Genomic DNA, 17118 nt, shown 5'->3' on the forward strand with positions numbered 1-17118 from the left:
ACCTCCGTCCCGCCGGGGCAACGAGCTGTCCTGCTGTGATGGCGTTCGACTTGAGGGTCGTTCGCTGGCACTATTAGAACACGTTCTAGTCTGCAGTAGTGCCCCTAACGGTCACGTTGAATCAAGTACACGGAGGGCCCTGAGGTGGTAGCGACCGTCACCGACGAACAGTTCGCGGCGCGCGAGTTGGTTCGCGACTGGGCCCGTAATACGACGTCGGGACCGGGCGGGACCGCGGCGATCCGCGCGATGGAGCGGGGCTGGGAAACCGGGGGAGCGGACGCGTGGCGGCCGGTGTTTGCCGGGCTGGCCGACCTCGGGCTGTTCGGTGTGGCGATATCCGAGGACGCCGGCGGGGCCGGCGGCAGCGTCGAGGACCTGTGCGCGATGGTCGAGGAGGCGGCCAAGGCGCTGGTTCCCGGGCCGATCGCCACCACCGCGCTGGCAACGCTTGTTATCACCGACCCCGAGCTGCTGTCCGGGTTGGCTTGCGGTGAACGCTTCGCCGGGCTCGCCCTGGAGGGCAACGCGCGGGTCGACGGCGGCTCGGTGTCGGGGACCGTCGACTTCGTGCTCGGCGCCGCCAGCGGCGGGGTGCTGCTGTTGCCCGCCGGCGAGCAGTGGGTGCTGGTCGACACCGCCGCCGATGGGGTCACAGTGCAGCCGCTGCAGGCTACCGACTTCTCTCGGCCGCTGGCGCGCGTGCTGCTGTCGTCGGCGCCGGCCACCCCGCTTGCCGTATCGCGCGCGCGCATCGAGAACCTGACCGCGACGCTGCTGGCCGCCGAGGCGGCTGGGGTCACCCGCTGGTCGCTCGAGACCGCGGTCGCCTACGCCAAGGTGCGCGAGCAATTCGGCAAGCCGATCGGCAGCTTCCAGGCCATCAAGCACCTGTGCGCCGAGATGCTGTGCCGGGCCGAGCAGGCGGAGGTGGCCGCGGCCGATGCAGCGCGCGCGGCGAGCGCTGCCCAAGACGGGGCCGGGGATGCCGACCAGTTCGCCATCGCCGCGGCCTTGGCCGCCGGCATCGGTATCGCCGCGGCCAAGGCCAACGTGAAGGACTGCATCCAGGTGCTCGGCGGCATCGGCTGCACCTGGGAGCACGACGCACATCTATACCTGCGCCGCGCCCATGCCATCGGCCGGTTTCTGGGTGGATCGCAAGGTGGCCCCCAGCGGTGGCTACGCCGCATTACCGCGCTGACCCAGGCCGGGGTGCGGCGCCGGCTGAGTATCGACCTCACCGAGGTCGAGAGCCAACGCGCCGAGATCGCCGCGACGGTCGCCGAGATCGCCGCGCTGCCCGTCGAGAAGCGGCAGGTGGCGTTGGCCGAAGCGGGCCTGCAGGCGCCGCACTGGCCCAAGCCCTATGGGCGGGCCGCCTCCCCGGCCGAGCAGCTGCTGATCGACCAGGAACTGGCCGCGGCCGGGGTCGAACGGCCGGACCTGGTGATCGGTTGGTGGGCGGCGCCGACCATCCTCGAGCACGGCACACCCGAGCAGGTACAGCGCTTCGTACCGGCCACGCTGCGTGGCGAATTCCTTTGGTGTCAGCTGTTTTCCGAGCCCGGGGCCGGATCCGACCTGGCCTCGCTGCGCACCAAAGCGGTGCGCACCCAAGAGCCTGGCGACGGCTGGCTGCTCACCGGACAGAAGGTGTGGACGTCCGCGGCGCACAAGGCGCGCTGGGGGGTGTGCCTAGCACGCACCGATCCCGATGCCCCGAAACACAAAGGCATCACCTATTTTTTGATCGACATGACTTCGCCCGGCATCGAGATCCGGCCGCTGCGGGAGATCACCGGCGACTCGTTGTTCAACGAGGTGTTCCTGGACAACGTGTTCGTGCACGACGAGATGGTGGTCGGCGCGGTCAACGATGGCTGGCGGCTGGCCCGCACCACCTTGGCGAACGAGCGGGTGGCGATGGCTAACGGGACAGCCCTTGGCAATCCGATGGAAGACTTGCTGAAGCTTTTGGCGGCAAGGGATCTCGACGTTGCCGAGCAGGACCGGTTGGCGCGGCTGATCGTGTTGGCGCAGACTGGCGCCCTGCTCGACCAGCGCATCGCCCAGCTCGCGGTGGGCGGCCAGGACCCCGGCGCGCAATCCAGCGTGCGCAAGCTGATCGGTGTCCGCTACCGACAGGCGCTGGCCGAATTCACCATGGACGTCGCCGACGGCGGCGGCTTGGTCCACAACCGCGCGGTGTTCGACTTCCTCAACACCCGCTGCCTGACGATCGCGGGCGGCACCGAGCAGATTCTGCTCACGGTCGCGGCCGAGCGACTGTTGGGCCTGCCGCGTTAGCCCAGATCAGCTGCGGCGGAGTGGATCTCGCGTAACTCCTGGCACGCCATGGCGCCCAAATCGCCGCTATCGCCCGGTTCGCCCCAACGGGCATAGGCCTTTTTGAAGGCCAGCGCCCCCAGCTCTGCGGCCAGTACCGCCGTCGGCTCGGGCACGCCCCGGCTTTGCAGCGCTTCGGCCATTGCCAGTGCGAGCCCGATCTGCTTGAGCGCGTTGCGCTCTTGAAGTTCGCGGCTGGCCGCGATCGCGGCCTTGAGCCGTGGCGCGAGCTCGCGGTTGAACGACGTGAACGCCGCCGCTGCCGACTTCAGGCCGCAACACACCGCGGTCAACGGTGTCGCGTCGGCGGGTGCCGCGGCGATGCCGTCCCGCAGCAGCTGGGCGATCGCGTCTTGGCCGGCCGCCAGCAGGTCGCGCTTGTCCGGGAAATGCCGGAAGAACGTGCTCTTGGTCAGGCCGGCCCGCTCGGCGATCTGCGTCACGGTCGTCTCGTCGTATCCCTGCTCGTTGAACAGGTCGAGTGCCGCGGCGACCAGGCGTTCGCGCGCGTCGGGTTCCCAACGGGCCATGGCCCCACGATAGTGACGGAACCATTGTCCCGTCACGGGTGTATGGTGATGGGACAAAAGTCTCATCGGAGGGGAGGAGTTGCTCGTGCGCGTATTCGTCACCGGCGCCAGCGGAGGGATCGGCTCGGCCGTCGTCTCGGAATTGCTCACCGCAGGGCATCAGGTCGTCGGCCTGGCTCGCTCCGAGGCTGCGGCCGCGACGGTCGACGGGCTGGGCGCCGAGCCGCTGCGCGGCGACATCACCGACCTCGACGTGTTAGCGAAGGCTGCTGCCGACGCCGATGGCATTGTGTACCTGGCCTTCTCGCATGACTTCAGCCGTGCCGGTGACGCGATCGGTGACGAGGCCCGCGCGCTGGCCGCGCTTGGCGACGTGCTCGTCGACACTGGGAAGGCGTTGGTGCTTGCCGGCGGTACCCCCGCGACGCCCGGACGTCCGAGCACCGAAGACGATCCGTTCCACACCGAGGGCCCGATGGCGGGCCGCGGCCGCACCGGACGAGCCGTCATCGATCTCGCCACCCGTGGCGTGCGATCCGCCGTGGTGCGGTTGCCGCGGTCGGTCCACGACGCCGGCGGCCGCTACGGCTTCGCCAGCCTGCTGATTCAGGCCGCACAACACAGCGGGGTGTCGGCCTACGTCGGCGACGGCAGGCAGCGCTGGCCTGCGGTGCATCGCGACGACGCCGCAACGTTGTTCCGGATCGCCGTCGAACAGGCCCCGCCCGGCTCGGTACTGCACGCGGTGGGGGACGAAGGGGACTCGATGCGGCAGATCGCCGAGGTGATCGGCCGCCGGCTCGAGGTGCCCGTCGAGGCCGCGGCGGCCGAGAGATTCGGCCCGCTCGGGACCATATTCGCGGTCGATCAGCCTTCGTCGAGCGCGCTCACCCGCCGGCGGTTCGGCTGGAACCCCAGTGGCCCCGGCCTGCTCGAAGACCTGGAGACCGGCGTCATTCCGGCATGAGATGGCGCGGCCGGGTCAGGAGAAGGTCGTCTGGGCGCACGTGCTCGGCGAGGTGATGTTGACGCCGGGATAGACCACCTGGATGTGGGTGCACACGATGACGTTCACGTCGGTCTTGGGCTGACCCGTCGACCAATCCGTGGAGTCGATGCGGCCGGTGCTCTGGTACTTCTCCGGCGGCCCCTCGCCGAAATACACCGTCGTGATCTCGTCGGTACCCATCGACTTCATCACCCGCTCGTACTGGCCGTTGGCGTGCGCGTCCAGGTAGGCCATCCGGTTGGACGACCGGATCTCGGTGGTCTGGCGCGCCCACAGGCCGGGGGGAAACCCGGTGACCCCGTTGGGTGTTTGCATATCCGCGCCGACGTTGAAATCGCAGTGGCCATCGGATTTGAAGCAATTGAGGATGGCCCGCGTCTCCAGCTGGTTGGGGCCGTCCAGCGGGAACAGGGTGGTCGCGGTGTTGCTTGCCGCCTTGGCGACGGGAACGGCAACCGGAACCGGCAGCACGGTCGACACCAGTGCGGCGGCGGCGCCGGCGATCAGCGTGCCCGTGACCGACCGCAACATCGGCGCTTCCTTCCGTCGAACCTCAAAGGGAGAACGTAACTGGGCGACTAGTCGTCGTAACTGACTTCTACCGAATCAGATTCCGGGTGAGATTGACAGGCCAAGATCAGCCCCTCGTCCAGATCTTGCTGCTCGAGCACGTCGTTGACTTCCATGTTCACTTTGCCGCTGCGCAGCGTGCAGGCGCAGGCGCCGCAATGGCCTTCCCGGCAGGAGAACGGCGCGTCGAGGCCCTTGGCGAGCAGCACGTCGAGCAGTTTGGCGCCGCGTGGCCACGACACGGTGTGGGTTTCTCCGTCCAGCTGCACGACGGCGGTGGCCGGCGGCTGGTCGTCCGCGTCGGTGTCCTCGATCGTCACCGCCGCGAAGGGATCGGACTGCAGCGACTTGAAAACCTCGATATGTACTTGTGTGGCGGGCACTTTCAGTGCCTCGAGCGCCTGCCGGGCGGCCTCCATGAACGGCCCGGGCCCACAGATGAACGCATGCCGGTCGGTGAATGGCCCGGCCAGCTTGGCCAGCGCGGCGGTGCTCGGCAGACCTTGCAGCGACTCCAGCCAATGCAGCACCGTGAGCCGGTCGGGGTAGCTGGCGGCCAGCTCGCGCAGCGCTTCGGCGAAGATTACCGAGCGGTCGTCGCGGTTGGCGTAGACCAGCGTCACCTGGCCGCTGCCCTCCGACAGCGCGGATTTACAGATTGACATGATCGGGGTGATCCCGCTGCCAGCCGCGAACAGCAGAAGATCGTCGTCGAGCGTCTTGGGGACGAAGTTGCCCGAGGGGGCCAGCACGTGGATCCGCATGCCGGGCTTCGCGTTGTCGCACAGCCAGTTGGACGCGTAGCCGTCGGCGGTGCGTTTGACCGTGACGGTCAGGGCGTCGTCGGTGAACGGCGAGCTACACAGCGAGTAGCAGCGCGCTACTGAACCGGTGCGGTCGCTGGGCACCCGTAAGGTCAGGAACTGGCCCGGTGCGTAGCGCAGTCGCTCGGGCGGGATCGCGGGATCACCCGACGCGTCCGGCACCGCGAACACCAGGGAGCGTGCGTCGTCGGTCTCGTCGACGACCTCGGCGATCTGCAGCTCAAGGACGTGGTCGCCCAGCGGCTCGTCCAGATCTGCTTGCGTCAAGACCCGCCCTCCCTTTCATGACAACTAGAACATGTTACAGAAAACCCGATTTATATCGCCACCAGCCGCAGGAATACCCTGCTCGACACAAATCAGAACATGTTCTAGTCTGCTGTGTAAGCCCAGTTGAGTAAGTCAGGCCCAGGAGGCAAACGTAAGTGACGTCCATTCAACAGCGTGACGCGCAGTCGGTCTTGGCGGGGATCGACGATCTGCTCCCGAAGATCCGGGAGCGCGCTCAGGCGACAGAGGACCTGCGCCGGCTGCCCGACCAGACCGTTGCCGAACTCGACGAGGTCGGCTTTTTCACCCTGCTACAGCCCGAGCAGTGGGGTGGCCTGCAATGTGATCCCGCGCTGTTCTACGAGGCGGTACGACGTCTGGCCAGCGCCTGCGGCTCCACCGGCTGGGTGAGCTCGATCATCGGCGTGCACAACTGGCACCTGGCCCTGTTCGAGCAGCAAGCCCAGGAGGAGGTCTGGGGCGAGGACCCCAAGACCCGGGTCTCGTCGTCGTACGCCCCGATGGGCGCGGGCGTGGTGACCGACGGCGGCTACCTGGTCAGCGGCTCCTGGAACTGGTCCTCCGGCTGTGATCACGCCACCTGGGCGTTCCTCGGCGGGCCCGTCATCAAGGACGGCCGGCCCGTGGACTTCGGCAGCTTTTTGATCCCGCGCAGCGAGTACCGCATCGACGACGTCTGGCATGTCGTCGGGCTGCGCGGCACGGGCAGCAACACCATCGTCGTCAAGGACGTCTTCGTGCCGCGACACCGGTTCCTGTCCTACAAGGCCATGAATGACCAAACCGCGGGCGGTTATCAGACAAACACCGCGCCGGTCTACAAAATGCCTTGGGGCACAATGCATCCCACGACTATTTCGGCGCCCATCGTCGGGATGGCGTACGGTGCCTACGATGCCCACGTCGAGCACCAGGGCAAGCGGGTGCGCGCGGCGTTCGCCGGCGAGAAGGCCAAGGACGACCCGTTCGCCAAGGTGCGTATCGCCGAGGCCGCCAGCGACATCGACGCCGCGTGGCGTCAGCTGAGCGGAAACGTCGCAGACGAGTACGCGCTGTTGTCCGCCGGCAAGGAGATCCCGTTCCAGCTGCGGGCTCGGGCCCGCCGCGACCAGGTGCGGGCCACCGGGCGTGCGATCGCCTCCATCGACCGGTTGTTCGAAGCGTCGGGCGCTACGGCGTTGGCCAACGACCAACCCGTGCAACGGTTTTGGCGCGACGCGCACGCCGGACGGGTGCACGCGGCCAACGATCCGGAACGCGCCTACCAGATCTTCGGCAATCACGAGTTCGGGTTGCCGCCCGGCGACACCATGGTCTAGCCGATGGCAGCGACTCAGTCCGAGACCGAGGAACTGACCTTTGAATCCACCTCACGCTTCGCCGAGGTGGACGTGGATGGGCCGCTGCGGCTGCACTACCACGAGGCGGGGGTAGGCAACGAACAGACGGTGGTGCTGCTGCATGGCGGCGGTCCGGGCGCGGCGAGCTGGACGAACTTCTCCCGCAACATCCCGGTGCTGGCGAGGCAGTTCCACGTGCTCGCCGTCGACCAGCCAGGCTACGGCCACTCCGACAAACGCACCCAGCACGGGCAGTTCAACCGCTACGCGGCCCGGGCGCTACACGGCCTGTTCGACCAACTCGGACTGGGACGTGTTCCGCTGGTAGGTAATTCGCTGGGCGGTGGTACCGCGGTCCGGTTCGCGCTCGACTACCCCGACCGCGCCGGTCGGCTGGTGCTGATGGGCCCCGGCGGGGTGAGCGTCAACTTGTTCGCGCCCGACCCGACCGAGGGCGTTAAGCGGTTGGGCAGGTTCTCCGCCGAGCCCACCCGGGAGAACCTCGAGGCGTTTCTCCGGGTGATGGTTTACGACCAGAAACTGATCACCCCCGAGTTGGTCGAGCAGCGTTTCGCGCTGGCCAGTACGCCGGAATCGCTTGCGGCTACCCGCGCGATGGGAATGTCTTTTGCCGGTGCGGATTTCGAGCTCGGCATGATGTGGCGCGAGGTGCACCGGCTGCGTCAGCCGGTGCTGCTGATCTGGGGCCGCGAGGATCGGGTCAACCCGCTCGACGGTGCGCTGGTCGCCCTGAAAACCATTCCGCGCGCTCAGCTTCACGTCTTCGGGCAATGTGGGCACTGGGCGCAGGTGGAGAAATTCGACGAGTTCAACAGACTCACCCTCGATTTTCTGGGAGGTGCGCGGTGAGCATCCGCTCTCTGGGGTATTTGCGTATCGAGGCCACCGATATGGCGGCCTGGCGTGAATTTGGTTTGAAGGTCCTCGGCATGGTCGAGGGCTCCGCTGGTTCACAGGGCGGCACCGACGGTGCGCTGTATCTGCGCATGGACGACTTCCCGGCCCGGCTGGTGATCGTTCCCGGCGAGCAGGACCGGCTCATCGAGGCCGGGTGGGAATGCGCGAATGCTGCTGGGTTGCAGGAGATTCGGAATCGGCTCGACGTCGAGGGCACGCCTTACAAGGAAGCGACGGCCGCGGAGCTGGCCGACCGCCGGGTCGACGAGATGATCCGGTTCGCCGATCCGTCCGGCAACTGCCTGGAGGTCTTCCACGGCGCGGCCCTCGAGCACCGCCGGGTGGTCAGCCCGTACGGGCACAAGTTCGTCACCGCGGAGCAGGGTCTGGGGCACGTCGTGCTGACCACCCGCGACGACGAGGAGACATTGCATTTCTACCGCGACGTATTGGGTTTCAAGCTGCGCGACTCGATGCGGCTGCCGCCCCAGCTGGTGGGTCGGCCCGCCGACGGGCCGCCGGCCTGGCTGCGGTTCCTGGGCTGCAATCCGCGTCACCACAGCCTGGCCTTCATGCCGGGGCAGACGCCCAGCGGCATCGTGCACCTGATGGTCGAGGTCGAAGAGGCCGACGACGTCGGTCTGTGCCTGGACCGGGCGTTGCGCCGCAAGGTGCCGATGTCGGCTACGCTGGGCCGCCACGTCAACGATCTGATGTTGTCCTTCTACATGAAGACGCCCAGCGGGTTTGACATCGAATTCGGTTGCGAAGGAAGAAAAGTCGAAGACGAGGACTGGATTGCCCGGGAAAGCACCGCGGTCAGCCTCTGGGGCCACGACTTCAGCGTCGGCTTCAAAAGCTGATTTCGAGGCCGACCATGACCGCCGCGCCCATCGACCCGCGTACGTTTCGCAACGTGCTCGGCCAGTTCTGCACCGGGATAACGATCATCACCACCGTGCACGACGACGTCCCCGTCGGTTTTGCCTGTCAGTCGTTCGCGGCGTTGTCGCTCGACCCGCCGCTGGTACTGTTCTGCCCCACCAAGGTGTCACGCTCGTGGCGGGCGATCGAGGCGAGCGGCCGGTTCTGCGTCAACATGCTTACCGAGCAGCAGAAGGATGTCTCGGCGCGATTCGGCTCCAAGGAGCCCGATAAGTTCGCCGGAATAGATTGGCACCCATCGGAACTCGGCTCACCGATCATTGTTGGTTCGCTCGCCTACATTGACTGTACGGTGTCCTGTGTGCACGACGGCGGCGATCACTTCGTAGTTTTCGGTGCGGTGCAATCCCTTTCGGAGGCGCCGAAGATCAAGCCGCGACCGTTGCTGTTCTATCGCGGCGAGTACACCGGCATCGAGCCCGATAAGACCACCCCGGCCCAGTGGCGCGACGACCTGGAAGCGTTCCTCACCACCACGACCCAGGACACCTGGCTGTAGCGCTGCAAGATGCGGCGTCAGCCGCGGGTCCCCCGAGAGTTTTCTTGTCGGACCACGCCCGCGTCCGTCGTCGCTTGTGTCGACTCGGCCGACCATGCCCGGTCCTCCTCGGCGGCTTGGGCGTCTTCGGCGTCCCGGCGGTCGGGCTTGCCGGTCTTGGGGTCGATGCGGTCGGCTCGGTCCCATTGCTCTTGGAGTTGTTCGCGCGAGGCCGCGGCCTCGGTTTGATGCGCGGCGGCATGCTCCTGCAATCGGGCGGCTTCGGCCGCCTTGACCTCCGCCTCGGCCTGTGCGGCGCGTGCCTTGGCGGCGGTCTCCTGGGCGAGCGCCTCGCGGCGTTCGAGTTTGGCCGACTCCAGACTGGCTTGCTCACGAATTTGCTTGGCCTGCCGGTGGCGGCGACTCCGGGTGGCGCTGCTAGCGACGAGCACGCCGGCGATCAGCAACAGCGCGACTACTACGGCGATCACAATCCATAAGGTGTGGTGGGACATCAGCGGCTCCGGTATCTGTGTGGCGTTCTTGGCTGCAGCCCTACGCCACCCGGGTCCCCATATTTGACACACCTAAAACAAGACGACGGCGCCAGTTGGAGTGGTTATGGGTTGCCCGGTGGCCCGTCGAGGGGTCGGGCCACCGGGCCGATCCGATGCGGATCCCCGTATTAGACATATATCAAACAAGTGCACCGTGCGCGAGGCCGTGGCGGTTACCGAAGCCAGGCAGGATCCGACGCTCGGCCAGAATGGATGGATGAGACTGGACCTGGCCGGCTACTTCGACCGCGTCAACTACCGCGGCCCCGTCGAGCCGACATTCGAGGTGCTCCAAGACCTGATGACGGCCCACACCCGGACCATCCCGTTCGAGAACCTCGACCCGTTGATGGGTGTACCGGTCGGCGACCTGGGTCCGGAAGCGTTGTTCGACAAGCTGGTGGGCCGGCGCCGCGGCGGCTACTGCTACGAGCAGAACGGGCTAATGGGCTATGTGCTGGCCGAACTCGGCTTCCGGGTGCGCCGGTTAGCCGGCCGGGTGGTCTGGATGCTGGCGCCCGACGCGCCGGTGCCGGCGATGACCCACACCGCGCTGGCAGTCACCTTCCCCGGGTCGCAGGGTTCCTACCTCGTCGACGTCGGCTTCGGTGGCCAGACCCTGACATCGCCGATCCGCTTCGAAACCGGTACCGTCCAGCAAACGACGCACGAGCCCTTCCGATTGCACGATCGCGGCGACGGCCTGGTGCTGCAGGCCCAGATCCGCGGGCAGTGGCAGTCGCTGTACGAATTCACCACGGAAACCCGGCCGCAGATCGACCTCACGGTCGGCAGCTGGTACGTCTCGACCAATCCGGACTCGCACTTCGTGACGGGCCTGGTCGCGGCGACCGTCACCGACGACGCCCGAATCAACCTGTCCGGCCGGAACTTGGCCATCCACCGCGCCGGCGGCACCGAAAAGATGCTCCTCGAGGATGCGGCCGCGGTGCTCGACACCCTCACCGACCGCTTCGGGATCGACATCGACGATCTCGGACCGCGCGATCGGCTCGAAGCGCGGATCGCCGATACCCTCGACAATTGATCGCCGATTCGAACGAGCGCCGGACTTGAAAATAGGGCGGAAATCGACCCGGATATTCGATCCTGGCAAATGATCTGCCGGCCGCCCGAGTGGCCCCGCCGCGCCATGAGCAGCAACAATGCCGGGTGCGTGAGCTGTGCCATAGGCAACCAGTGCGGCAAATAACACGGACGCCTATTAATCTGTCCTACCGTGAGTCGGGATCACTTGGTGGGCACTGCCGTGCCCACATCGGGCGAGACGGCGCGTAGCCATAGTTACGGGCTTCGGATCGACGTCCCCGAGGGTCTGACGCTGACGTCATACTTCGACCACAACCGGTCCCTGCACGGTGACGATCCCGCCTACCGCTTTCTGGACTATTCGCAGGAACCCGACGGACACCCGGTGGTGCTGAGTTGGAATGAGCTGTGGAGCCGGGTTTGCTCGATCGGCGCCCGCCTGCAGCAGGTAACCCAGCCGGGGGACCGGGTGGCGATCCTGGCGCCCCAGGGCCTGGACTATGTCGCGGCGTTTTTCGGCGCCGTCTACGCCGGCACTATCGCCGTCCCACTCTTCGCGCCGACCATGTCCGGCCACGCCGAGCGGTTGGCCGCCGTGCTGGCCGACGCCCGGCCCGCCGCCGTCTTGACCACGGCCGCCACCGCCGAGTCCGTCCGGACATTCATCCGGACGCTGGCGCCGGACCAGCGGCCGCGGATGATCGCCGTGGACGCGCTGCCAGAGACACTCGGTGCGATGTTCACCGGAGCGAACCTGGACACCGACGACATCGCCTACTTGCAGTACACCTCGGGCTCGACGCGATCACCGGCCGGCGTGGAGATCACGCATCGTTCCGTCTACACCAACGCGATGCAGATGGTGATGAGCGGTGGGCTGGATGTCGACGTCCGGACGGTGAGCTGGCTGCCTCTGTTCCACGACATGGGGCTGATGATGATCATGTTCACGGCGTTTTTCGGGGCGCATGTCACGATCATGGATCCGATGGCCTTTTTGCGCCGCCCGTACCGCTGGATCAAGCAATTGGGCATCGAGTCGACATACGGCCGGACCTTCGCCGCGGCCCCCAATTTCGCCTTCGAGCTGACCTCGGAGCGCGGGTTGCCGCCGGCCGGCGAGACTCTGGATCTGAGCAACGTGGTGTGCATCCTCAACGGGTCCGAGCCGGTCACCATGTCGGCCATCGAGAAGTTCACCAACGCGTTCGCCCCGTACGGCTTGCCCACCAATGCGGTCAAGCCCTCCTACGGGATGGCCGAGGCGACGCTGTCGGTGGCCAGCATCTCGCAGGACGCGGCGGCCAGCGCCGTCTATCTCGATCGCGAGCAGCTCGGCGAAGGCCGTGCGGTGGTCGTCTCGCCGGACGCACCGGGTGCGGTCGCCCAGGTGTCCTGCGGGCAGCCGATCCCCGACCAATGGGCCGTGATCGCCAGCCCGGACGGTGCCGAGGTGCCGGACGGCACCGTGGGCGAGATTTGGTTGCAGGGCAACAACATCGGCCGCGGGTACTTCGGACGCGAGGACGAAACCCGACGGGTGTTCGGCAACAAGCTGCAGTCCCGGCTCGACGTCGGCAGCCATGCCGAGGGTGCCGCCGACCACGGCTGCTGGCTGGCGACCGGCGATCTCGGCGTATACCTGGACGGTGAGCTGTACCTGACCGGCCGGATCAAAGACCTGATCATTATCGACGGGCGCAACCACTACCCGTTCGACATCGAAACCACCGTCGGCGAGTCCTCGCCCGCCATCCGCACCGGCTACGTCGCCGCGTTCTCCGTCCCCGCCGCCGACCTCGGCGCGGTCGACGGTGGCTCCGGCGAGCAGCTCGTCGTGGTGGCCGAGCGGGCTGCCGGCGCCGGCCGTGCCGACCTGGGTGCGGTGGCCGACACGGTGCGGGCGGCTATTTCACGCAACCACCAGGTACGCGTCGCTGACATGCGGCTGGTCGCCGCCGGCACCATTCCCCGCACGACCAGCGGCAAACTCGCCCGCAGCGCCTGCCGGACCGAGTATCTCGCGGGCAAGTTCAACCGCTGACGGACAACCACGGGCCGATCCGGCGCACGGCTTCTTCGATGTCGCTTGTCGGTCCGGCGAACGAGAGCCGAACGAACTTGTGGCCCTGTACGGGATCGAAGTCGACACCGGGGGCGATTGCAACACCGGTGTCGGCCAACAACTTTGAACAGAACGCCATCGAGTCCTCGGTAAAGTTCGAGACGTCGGCGTAGACGTAGAACGCTCCGTCGGTGGGCGCCAGCCGGTCGATGCCGATGCCGCGCAGGCCGTCCAGCAGCAGCGTTCGGTTCACCGCGTAGTGGTCCAGATTGCCGTCGGCCTCGGCGGTTGCCTCCGGGGTGAACGCGGCGACGGCGGCGATCTGGGACAGCACCGGCGGGCAGATGGTGAAATTCCCCGTCAGGCAATCCACTGCGCGGCGCAGCTCGGGCGGGACCAGCAGCCAGCCCAGCCGCCAACCGGTCATCGCGTAATACTTCGAAAAACTGTTGACCACCAAGGCATTTCGCGAAGTCTGCCAAGCGCAGCTGGTCTGCGGAGCGCCGTCATAGACCAGACCGTGGTAGACCTCATCGCTGATCAACCGCACGCCGGAGGCATCGCACCAGGACGCTATCGCCGCCAGTTCGTCCGGGGGGATGACGGTTCCGGTGGGATTGGCCGGGCTGGCGACGACCACGCCGCGGACCGGCTGGTCGAGTTCGGCGAGCAGCTGCGCGGTGGGCTGGAACCGGGTCTGCTCGCCGCAGGGGATCTCGACCACCTCACACCCCAGCGCGGACAGGATGTTGCGGTAGCAGGGGTAGCCGGGGCTGGCCATCGCGACTCGATCGCCGACGTCGAAGCACGCCAGAAACGCGAGGAGGAATCCGCCGGACGATCCGGTGGTGATGACGACAGCATCGGGGTCGACGGTAATTCCATGCACGCGTTGATAATTCGTTGCGATCGCGGTACGCAGCTCGGGTATGCCCAAGGCCACGGTATAGCCCAGCTGGTTGCGCTGCAGAGCAGCCGCCGCGGCCGCGCGCACCGGCTCGGGGGCGCCGACACTCGGCTGCCCTGCCGACAGGTTGACCAAATCGCCGTGGCTGCGCTGACGCTCGGCGGCCGCCAGCCACACATCCATCACGTGGAACGGCGGGATGCCGGCGCGCAGTGCGACCGAGTCGTTCACGGGGTCTCGAACACCTCTGATTCCAGTCGGCGCAGCATCTGTGCCGGTGTGCCGAGCAACTGGGCGCTGCCGTGCGCGCGCTTGAAGTACAAGTGCATGTCGTGCTCCCAGGTGATCGCGATGCCGCCATGCAGCTGAATGCCCTCGCCCGCCACAGTACACAGCGCTTCGGTGGCGGCCAGGCGAGCGGTCGCCGCGGCGGTGGGGGTGGGATCGGTGCAGGCATCCGACACCACGGCCTTGGCCGCGGCGATCGTCACGTATAGGTCGGCCATCCGGTGTTTGAGCGCCTGGAAGCTACCGATCGGCCTACCGAACTGCACCCGGCTCTTGGTGTATTCGACCGTCAGCTCCAGACAACGCTCGGCGGCCCCGATCTGCTCGGCCGCCAGCAGAATCGCCGCAGCGTCGGCCAGCCCGGGGTCGGGACCAAACTCGACGGTGTCTTGCGGCTGGAGGGAGGCCAGCCGACGGGTCGGGTCCATCGTGGTCGCGGGTTGCGCGCTGAAGCGCGTCCACCGGCTCACTCGGCCGCCGGCCCGGCCGTGGGTGGCGGCGACGACGACGTCGGCGATGTCGCCGTTGACCACATAGTCGGCGTCAAGCACCAACGCCCCGATTGACGTTCCGGCTGCCAGCGCTTCCAGCGTTGCGGTGTCCGGCTCGGGCGCGGCCAGCAACGCCAGCTCCGCCAGCGTGGTACCCAGCAGCGGCGAGGGCACCAAGGCGCGGCCAAGCTCCTGTAAAACCGTTGCCGCATCGGCTAATTCCCCGCCGGCGCCGCCCAGCTCCTCGGGGATCACCAAGGCGGCGGCGCCGACCTGCTCACACAGCAGCTGCCACAACCCGTCGTCGTAGCCGCGCTCGGATTCCATCGCCGTGCGGACGGCCGCCGGGTTGGCGTGTTTGGCCACCAGCGCGGCGACGGTGTCGCGCAGCAGTTCCCGTTCTTCACTCATAGCGCCTCCAGCACCCGGCGCTTGTGCACCTCCGGAGTGCCCCAGGCCGAGCGCAACGCCTGTACCCGCAGCAGCCATAGGGACAGGTCATGTTCCTGGGTAAAACCGATTGCGCCGTGGGTCTGCAACGCCGAGCGGGCGGCGAGCAGTCCGGCATCGGCCGCGGCTGCCTTGGCCGCGCTCACGTCGCGCGCCGCGGTGCTCGGTTCGTCGGCCAGCGCCAGCGCCGCGCCGTAGACCAACGGGCGCGCCAGCTCGATGGCGATGTGCACGTCGGCGAGCTTATGTTTGATCGCCTGATACGAGCCGATGACTCGACCGAACTGGGAGCGCTGTTTGGCGTAGGCGACGGTGTCGCTCAGCAGGGCTTCGGCGGCACCGATCAGTTGCGCCGCGGTGGCCAGCGCGCCGAACTCGTAGGCGCGCTGGATATCTGCCTGCCATGGCGCACCGGTCGCGGTGACGTCGTACAGGCGGCGGCTGGGATCGACCGAGCGCTGGCACGCACCCGCGGTTGCCGCGCTGACCTCGTCGCCGTCAGCCAGCAAAACCAGGCCGGCGGCGTGCGCGTCTACCGCGCGGGACATGTCCGGCGGCAGCGCGACCGTGGCGATCAACTCCCCGGAGGACAGCGCGGCGCTGTGGTCGGCCTGCTCGGCCAGCAGAACCGGTGCCACGGCGATGGATTCGGTGACCGGCCCGGGCACGCACCACCGCCCCAGTCGTTCCAGCGCGACTACCTGGTCCACCGGATGAGCGTCGAGTCCGTCGAATTTCTCCGGCACCGCCAGCGCGGTGACGCCGAGATCGGCCAATTGCTCCCACACCTTGCGGCCGGGGGCGAGGTCGCCGTCGGACCAGGCGCGCACCGCGCCGGGCAGGTCCGCACCGCCCAGCGCCGCGTCGATGCTGGCCGCGAAGTCACGCTGCTGTTCGTCGAGCGCAAATTTCACTTGGTGCCTCCGGACTTCTCCCGCGGCAGGCCCAGCAACCGCTCGGAGATGATGTTGCGTTGGATCTCGTTGGTGCCGGCGTAGATCGGGCCGCCCAGGGCAAACAGCAGGCCGTCGGTCCACGGGCCGGCGATCTCACCGTCGGTGCCGCGAATGTCGATGGCGGTCTGATGGATTGCCACGTCGAGGTCGGACCAGAACACCTTGGTGACTGACGATTCGGCGCCCAGTTCGCCGCCGCCGGCCAGCCGCGTCACCGTGCCGAAGGTCTGTAACCGATAGGCCTGCGCCTTGATCCAGGCGTCGGCAACCCGGTCGGTGAACTCGGCGGGGGAGCCGGCGTCCTGCCACAGCTGCACCAGTCGTTCGGCGGCCGCCAAGAATCGGGCCGGACTGCGCAGCGACATGCCGCGCTCGTTGCTCGACGTGCTCATCGCGGCCCGCCAACCGTCGTTCGGCGTGCCGATGACGTCCTCGTCGGGCACGAAGACGTCGTCGAGAAAGATCTCACCGAAGCCGGTGTCCCCGCCCAGCTGCACGATGGGGCGCACGGTAACCCCGGTGGCCTTCAGGTCGAACATGAAATACGTCAGCCCGTGATGGCGCTCGGCGGTGGGGTCGGAGCGGAACAGCCCGAAACCCATTTCGGCGAACGGCGCCCGCGAGCTCCAGATCTTCTGTCCGTTCAGCAGCCAGCCGCCCTCGGTCTTGGTCGCGGTGGACCGCAGCGACGCCAGGTCGCTGCCGGACTCGGGTTCCGACCAGGCTTGCGCCCAGATCTGTTCGCCACTAGCCATTTTGGGCAGTATCCGGTCCAACTGTTCTTCGGTGCCGTGCGCGAACAGCGTCGGGGCCAGCATCGAGGTGCCGTTGGCGCTGGCGCGGCCCGGTGCGCCGGCGCGAAAGTATTCCTCCTCGAACACCACCCAGTGCAGCAGCGGCGCGTCCCGGCCGCCGTACTTCTTGGGCCAGGTGATCACCGACAGGCCCGCGTCGAACAGCACTCGGTCCCAATGCCGATGCTGGGCAAAGCCTTCGGCGTTGTCGTAAGACTGCGTGGGAATCGACTCGGCATTGGCCGCGAGGAATTCGCGGACCTCGGACCGGAAGGCCAGGGTTTCTTCGTCTAGTTCCAGATCCAA

At 67.4% G+C, this 17118-nt stretch carries 16 protein-coding genes; 8 read left to right on the forward strand and 8 right to left on the reverse strand.

The features are described 5' to 3' along the window. Window positions 1–144 precede the first annotated feature (144 nt). Window positions 145–2310, forward strand: coding sequence for an acyl-CoA dehydrogenase (locus G6N33_RS14430; protein WP_044508681.1), 2166 nt, complete (start codon window positions 145–147; stop codon window positions 2308–2310). On the opposite strand, the gene G6N33_RS14435 is transcribed toward G6N33_RS14430, so the two are convergent. After that, complete coding sequence (locus G6N33_RS14435; RefSeq protein ID WP_044508679.1) at window positions 2307–2879, reverse strand: TetR/AcrR family transcriptional regulator; 573 nt, start codon at window positions 2877–2879, stop codon at window positions 2307–2309. The genes G6N33_RS14430 and G6N33_RS14435 overlap by 4 nt on opposite strands. An 85-nt stretch (window positions 2880–2964) precedes the next feature. Here G6N33_RS14435 and G6N33_RS14440 point away from each other — a divergent pair, with 85 nt between their 5' ends. Next, window positions 2965–3846, forward strand: a complete 882-nt coding sequence (locus G6N33_RS14440; protein ID WP_044508677.1) for an SDR family oxidoreductase — start codon at window positions 2965–2967, stop codon at window positions 3844–3846. A gap of 15 nt (window positions 3847–3861) precedes the next feature. Here G6N33_RS14440 and G6N33_RS14445 read toward each other — a convergent pair whose 3' ends face one another. Together G6N33_RS14445 and G6N33_RS14450 are read right to left on the reverse strand one after the other, a co-directional pair. Further along, window positions 3862–4419: a hypothetical protein gene (locus G6N33_RS14445; protein ID WP_044508676.1), complete on the reverse strand. Its 558-nt coding sequence runs from the start codon at window positions 4417–4419 to the stop codon at window positions 3862–3864. A 47-nt stretch (window positions 4420–4466) separates the two neighbouring features. Beyond that, window positions 4467–5549 carry a ferredoxin--NADP reductase gene (locus G6N33_RS14450; protein ID WP_044508675.1) on the reverse strand — a complete coding sequence of 361 codons (1083 nt, stop codon included), beginning with the start codon at window positions 5547–5549 and terminating at the stop codon, window positions 4467–4469. Window positions 5550–5707: 158 nt separating this feature from the next. Between G6N33_RS14450 and hsaA the strand changes: the two genes are divergently transcribed. From hsaA to hsaB, 4 genes are read left to right on the forward strand one after another with little or no spacing between them, the layout of a single operon-like run. Then, entirely contained in the window at window positions 5708–6892 is a 1185-nt protein-coding gene (hsaA, locus tag G6N33_RS14455; protein ID WP_044508674.1) for a 3-hydroxy-9,10-secoandrosta-1,3,5(10)-triene-9,17-dione monooxygenase oxygenase subunit, read from the forward strand. Window positions 6893–6895: 3 nt separating this feature from the next. After that, complete coding sequence (gene hsaD / locus G6N33_RS14460; RefSeq protein ID WP_044508673.1) at window positions 6896–7783, forward strand: 4,5:9,10-diseco-3-hydroxy-5,9,17-trioxoandrosta-1(10),2-diene-4-oate hydrolase; 888 nt, start codon at window positions 6896–6898, stop codon at window positions 7781–7783. Continuing rightward, window positions 7780–8694 carry an iron-dependent extradiol dioxygenase HsaC gene (hsaC, locus tag G6N33_RS14465; RefSeq protein ID WP_044508671.1) on the forward strand — a complete coding sequence of 305 codons (915 nt, stop codon included), beginning with the start codon at window positions 7780–7782 and terminating at the stop codon, window positions 8692–8694. The genes hsaD and hsaC overlap by 4 nt, the downstream gene beginning before the upstream one ends. Window positions 8695–8708: 14 nt before the next feature. Next, the gene (gene hsaB, locus G6N33_RS14470; protein WP_044508669.1) at window positions 8709–9275 is read left to right on the forward strand and encodes a 3-hydroxy-9,10-secoandrosta-1,3,5(10)-triene-9,17-dione monooxygenase reductase subunit; all 567 of its coding nucleotides are present in this window, start codon (window positions 8709–8711) and stop codon (window positions 9273–9275) included. A 17-nt stretch (window positions 9276–9292) separates the two neighbouring features. Here the strand turns inward: hsaB and G6N33_RS14475 are convergent, their stop codons facing one another. Further along, window positions 9293–9769: a hypothetical protein gene (locus tag G6N33_RS14475; RefSeq protein ID WP_044508667.1), complete on the reverse strand. Its 477-nt coding sequence runs from the start codon at window positions 9767–9769 to the stop codon at window positions 9293–9295. Between the two features lie 259 nt (window positions 9770–10028). On the opposite strand from G6N33_RS14475, the gene G6N33_RS14480 reads away from it, so the two are divergent. Continuing rightward, the gene (locus tag G6N33_RS14480; protein WP_044512465.1) at window positions 10029–10859 is read left to right on the forward strand and encodes an arylamine N-acetyltransferase family protein; all 831 of its coding nucleotides are present in this window, start codon (window positions 10029–10031) and stop codon (window positions 10857–10859) included. A 222-nt stretch (window positions 10860–11081) separates the two neighbouring features. Continuing rightward, the gene (locus tag G6N33_RS14485; RefSeq protein WP_408632798.1) at window positions 11082–12905 is read left to right on the forward strand and encodes a fatty acyl-AMP ligase; all 1824 of its coding nucleotides are present in this window, start codon (window positions 11082–11084) and stop codon (window positions 12903–12905) included. On the opposite strand, the gene G6N33_RS14490 is transcribed toward G6N33_RS14485, so the two are convergent. The 4 genes from G6N33_RS14490 to G6N33_RS14505 are packed head-to-tail and all read right to left on the reverse strand — an operon-like array spanning window position 12895 to window position 17118. After that, a complete protein-coding gene (locus G6N33_RS14490; RefSeq protein ID WP_044508664.1) occupies window positions 12895–14064 on the reverse strand; it encodes a pyridoxal phosphate-dependent aminotransferase in 1170 nt (389 codons plus the stop codon). The genes G6N33_RS14485 and G6N33_RS14490 overlap by 11 nt on opposite strands. Beyond that, window positions 14061–15023, reverse strand: a complete 963-nt coding sequence (ipdE2, locus tag G6N33_RS14495) for an acyl-CoA dehydrogenase IpdE2 (RefSeq protein WP_044508663.1) — start codon at window positions 15021–15023, stop codon at window positions 14061–14063. Before ipdE2 ends, G6N33_RS14490 begins: the two co-directional genes overlap by 4 nt. Beyond that, window positions 15020–15976, reverse strand: coding sequence for an acyl-CoA dehydrogenase family protein (locus G6N33_RS14500; RefSeq protein ID WP_044508661.1), 957 nt, complete (start codon window positions 15974–15976; stop codon window positions 15020–15022). Before G6N33_RS14500 ends, ipdE2 begins: the two co-directional genes overlap by 4 nt. After that, window positions 15973–17118, reverse strand: coding sequence for an acyl-CoA dehydrogenase family protein (locus tag G6N33_RS14505; protein ID WP_044508659.1), 1146 nt, complete (start codon window positions 17116–17118; stop codon window positions 15973–15975). Before G6N33_RS14505 ends, G6N33_RS14500 begins: the two co-directional genes overlap by 4 nt.

This window comes from Mycobacterium simiae (genome assembly GCF_010727605.1).
Classification (GTDB): Bacteria; Actinomycetota; Actinomycetes; order Mycobacteriales; family Mycobacteriaceae; genus Mycobacterium; species Mycobacterium simiae.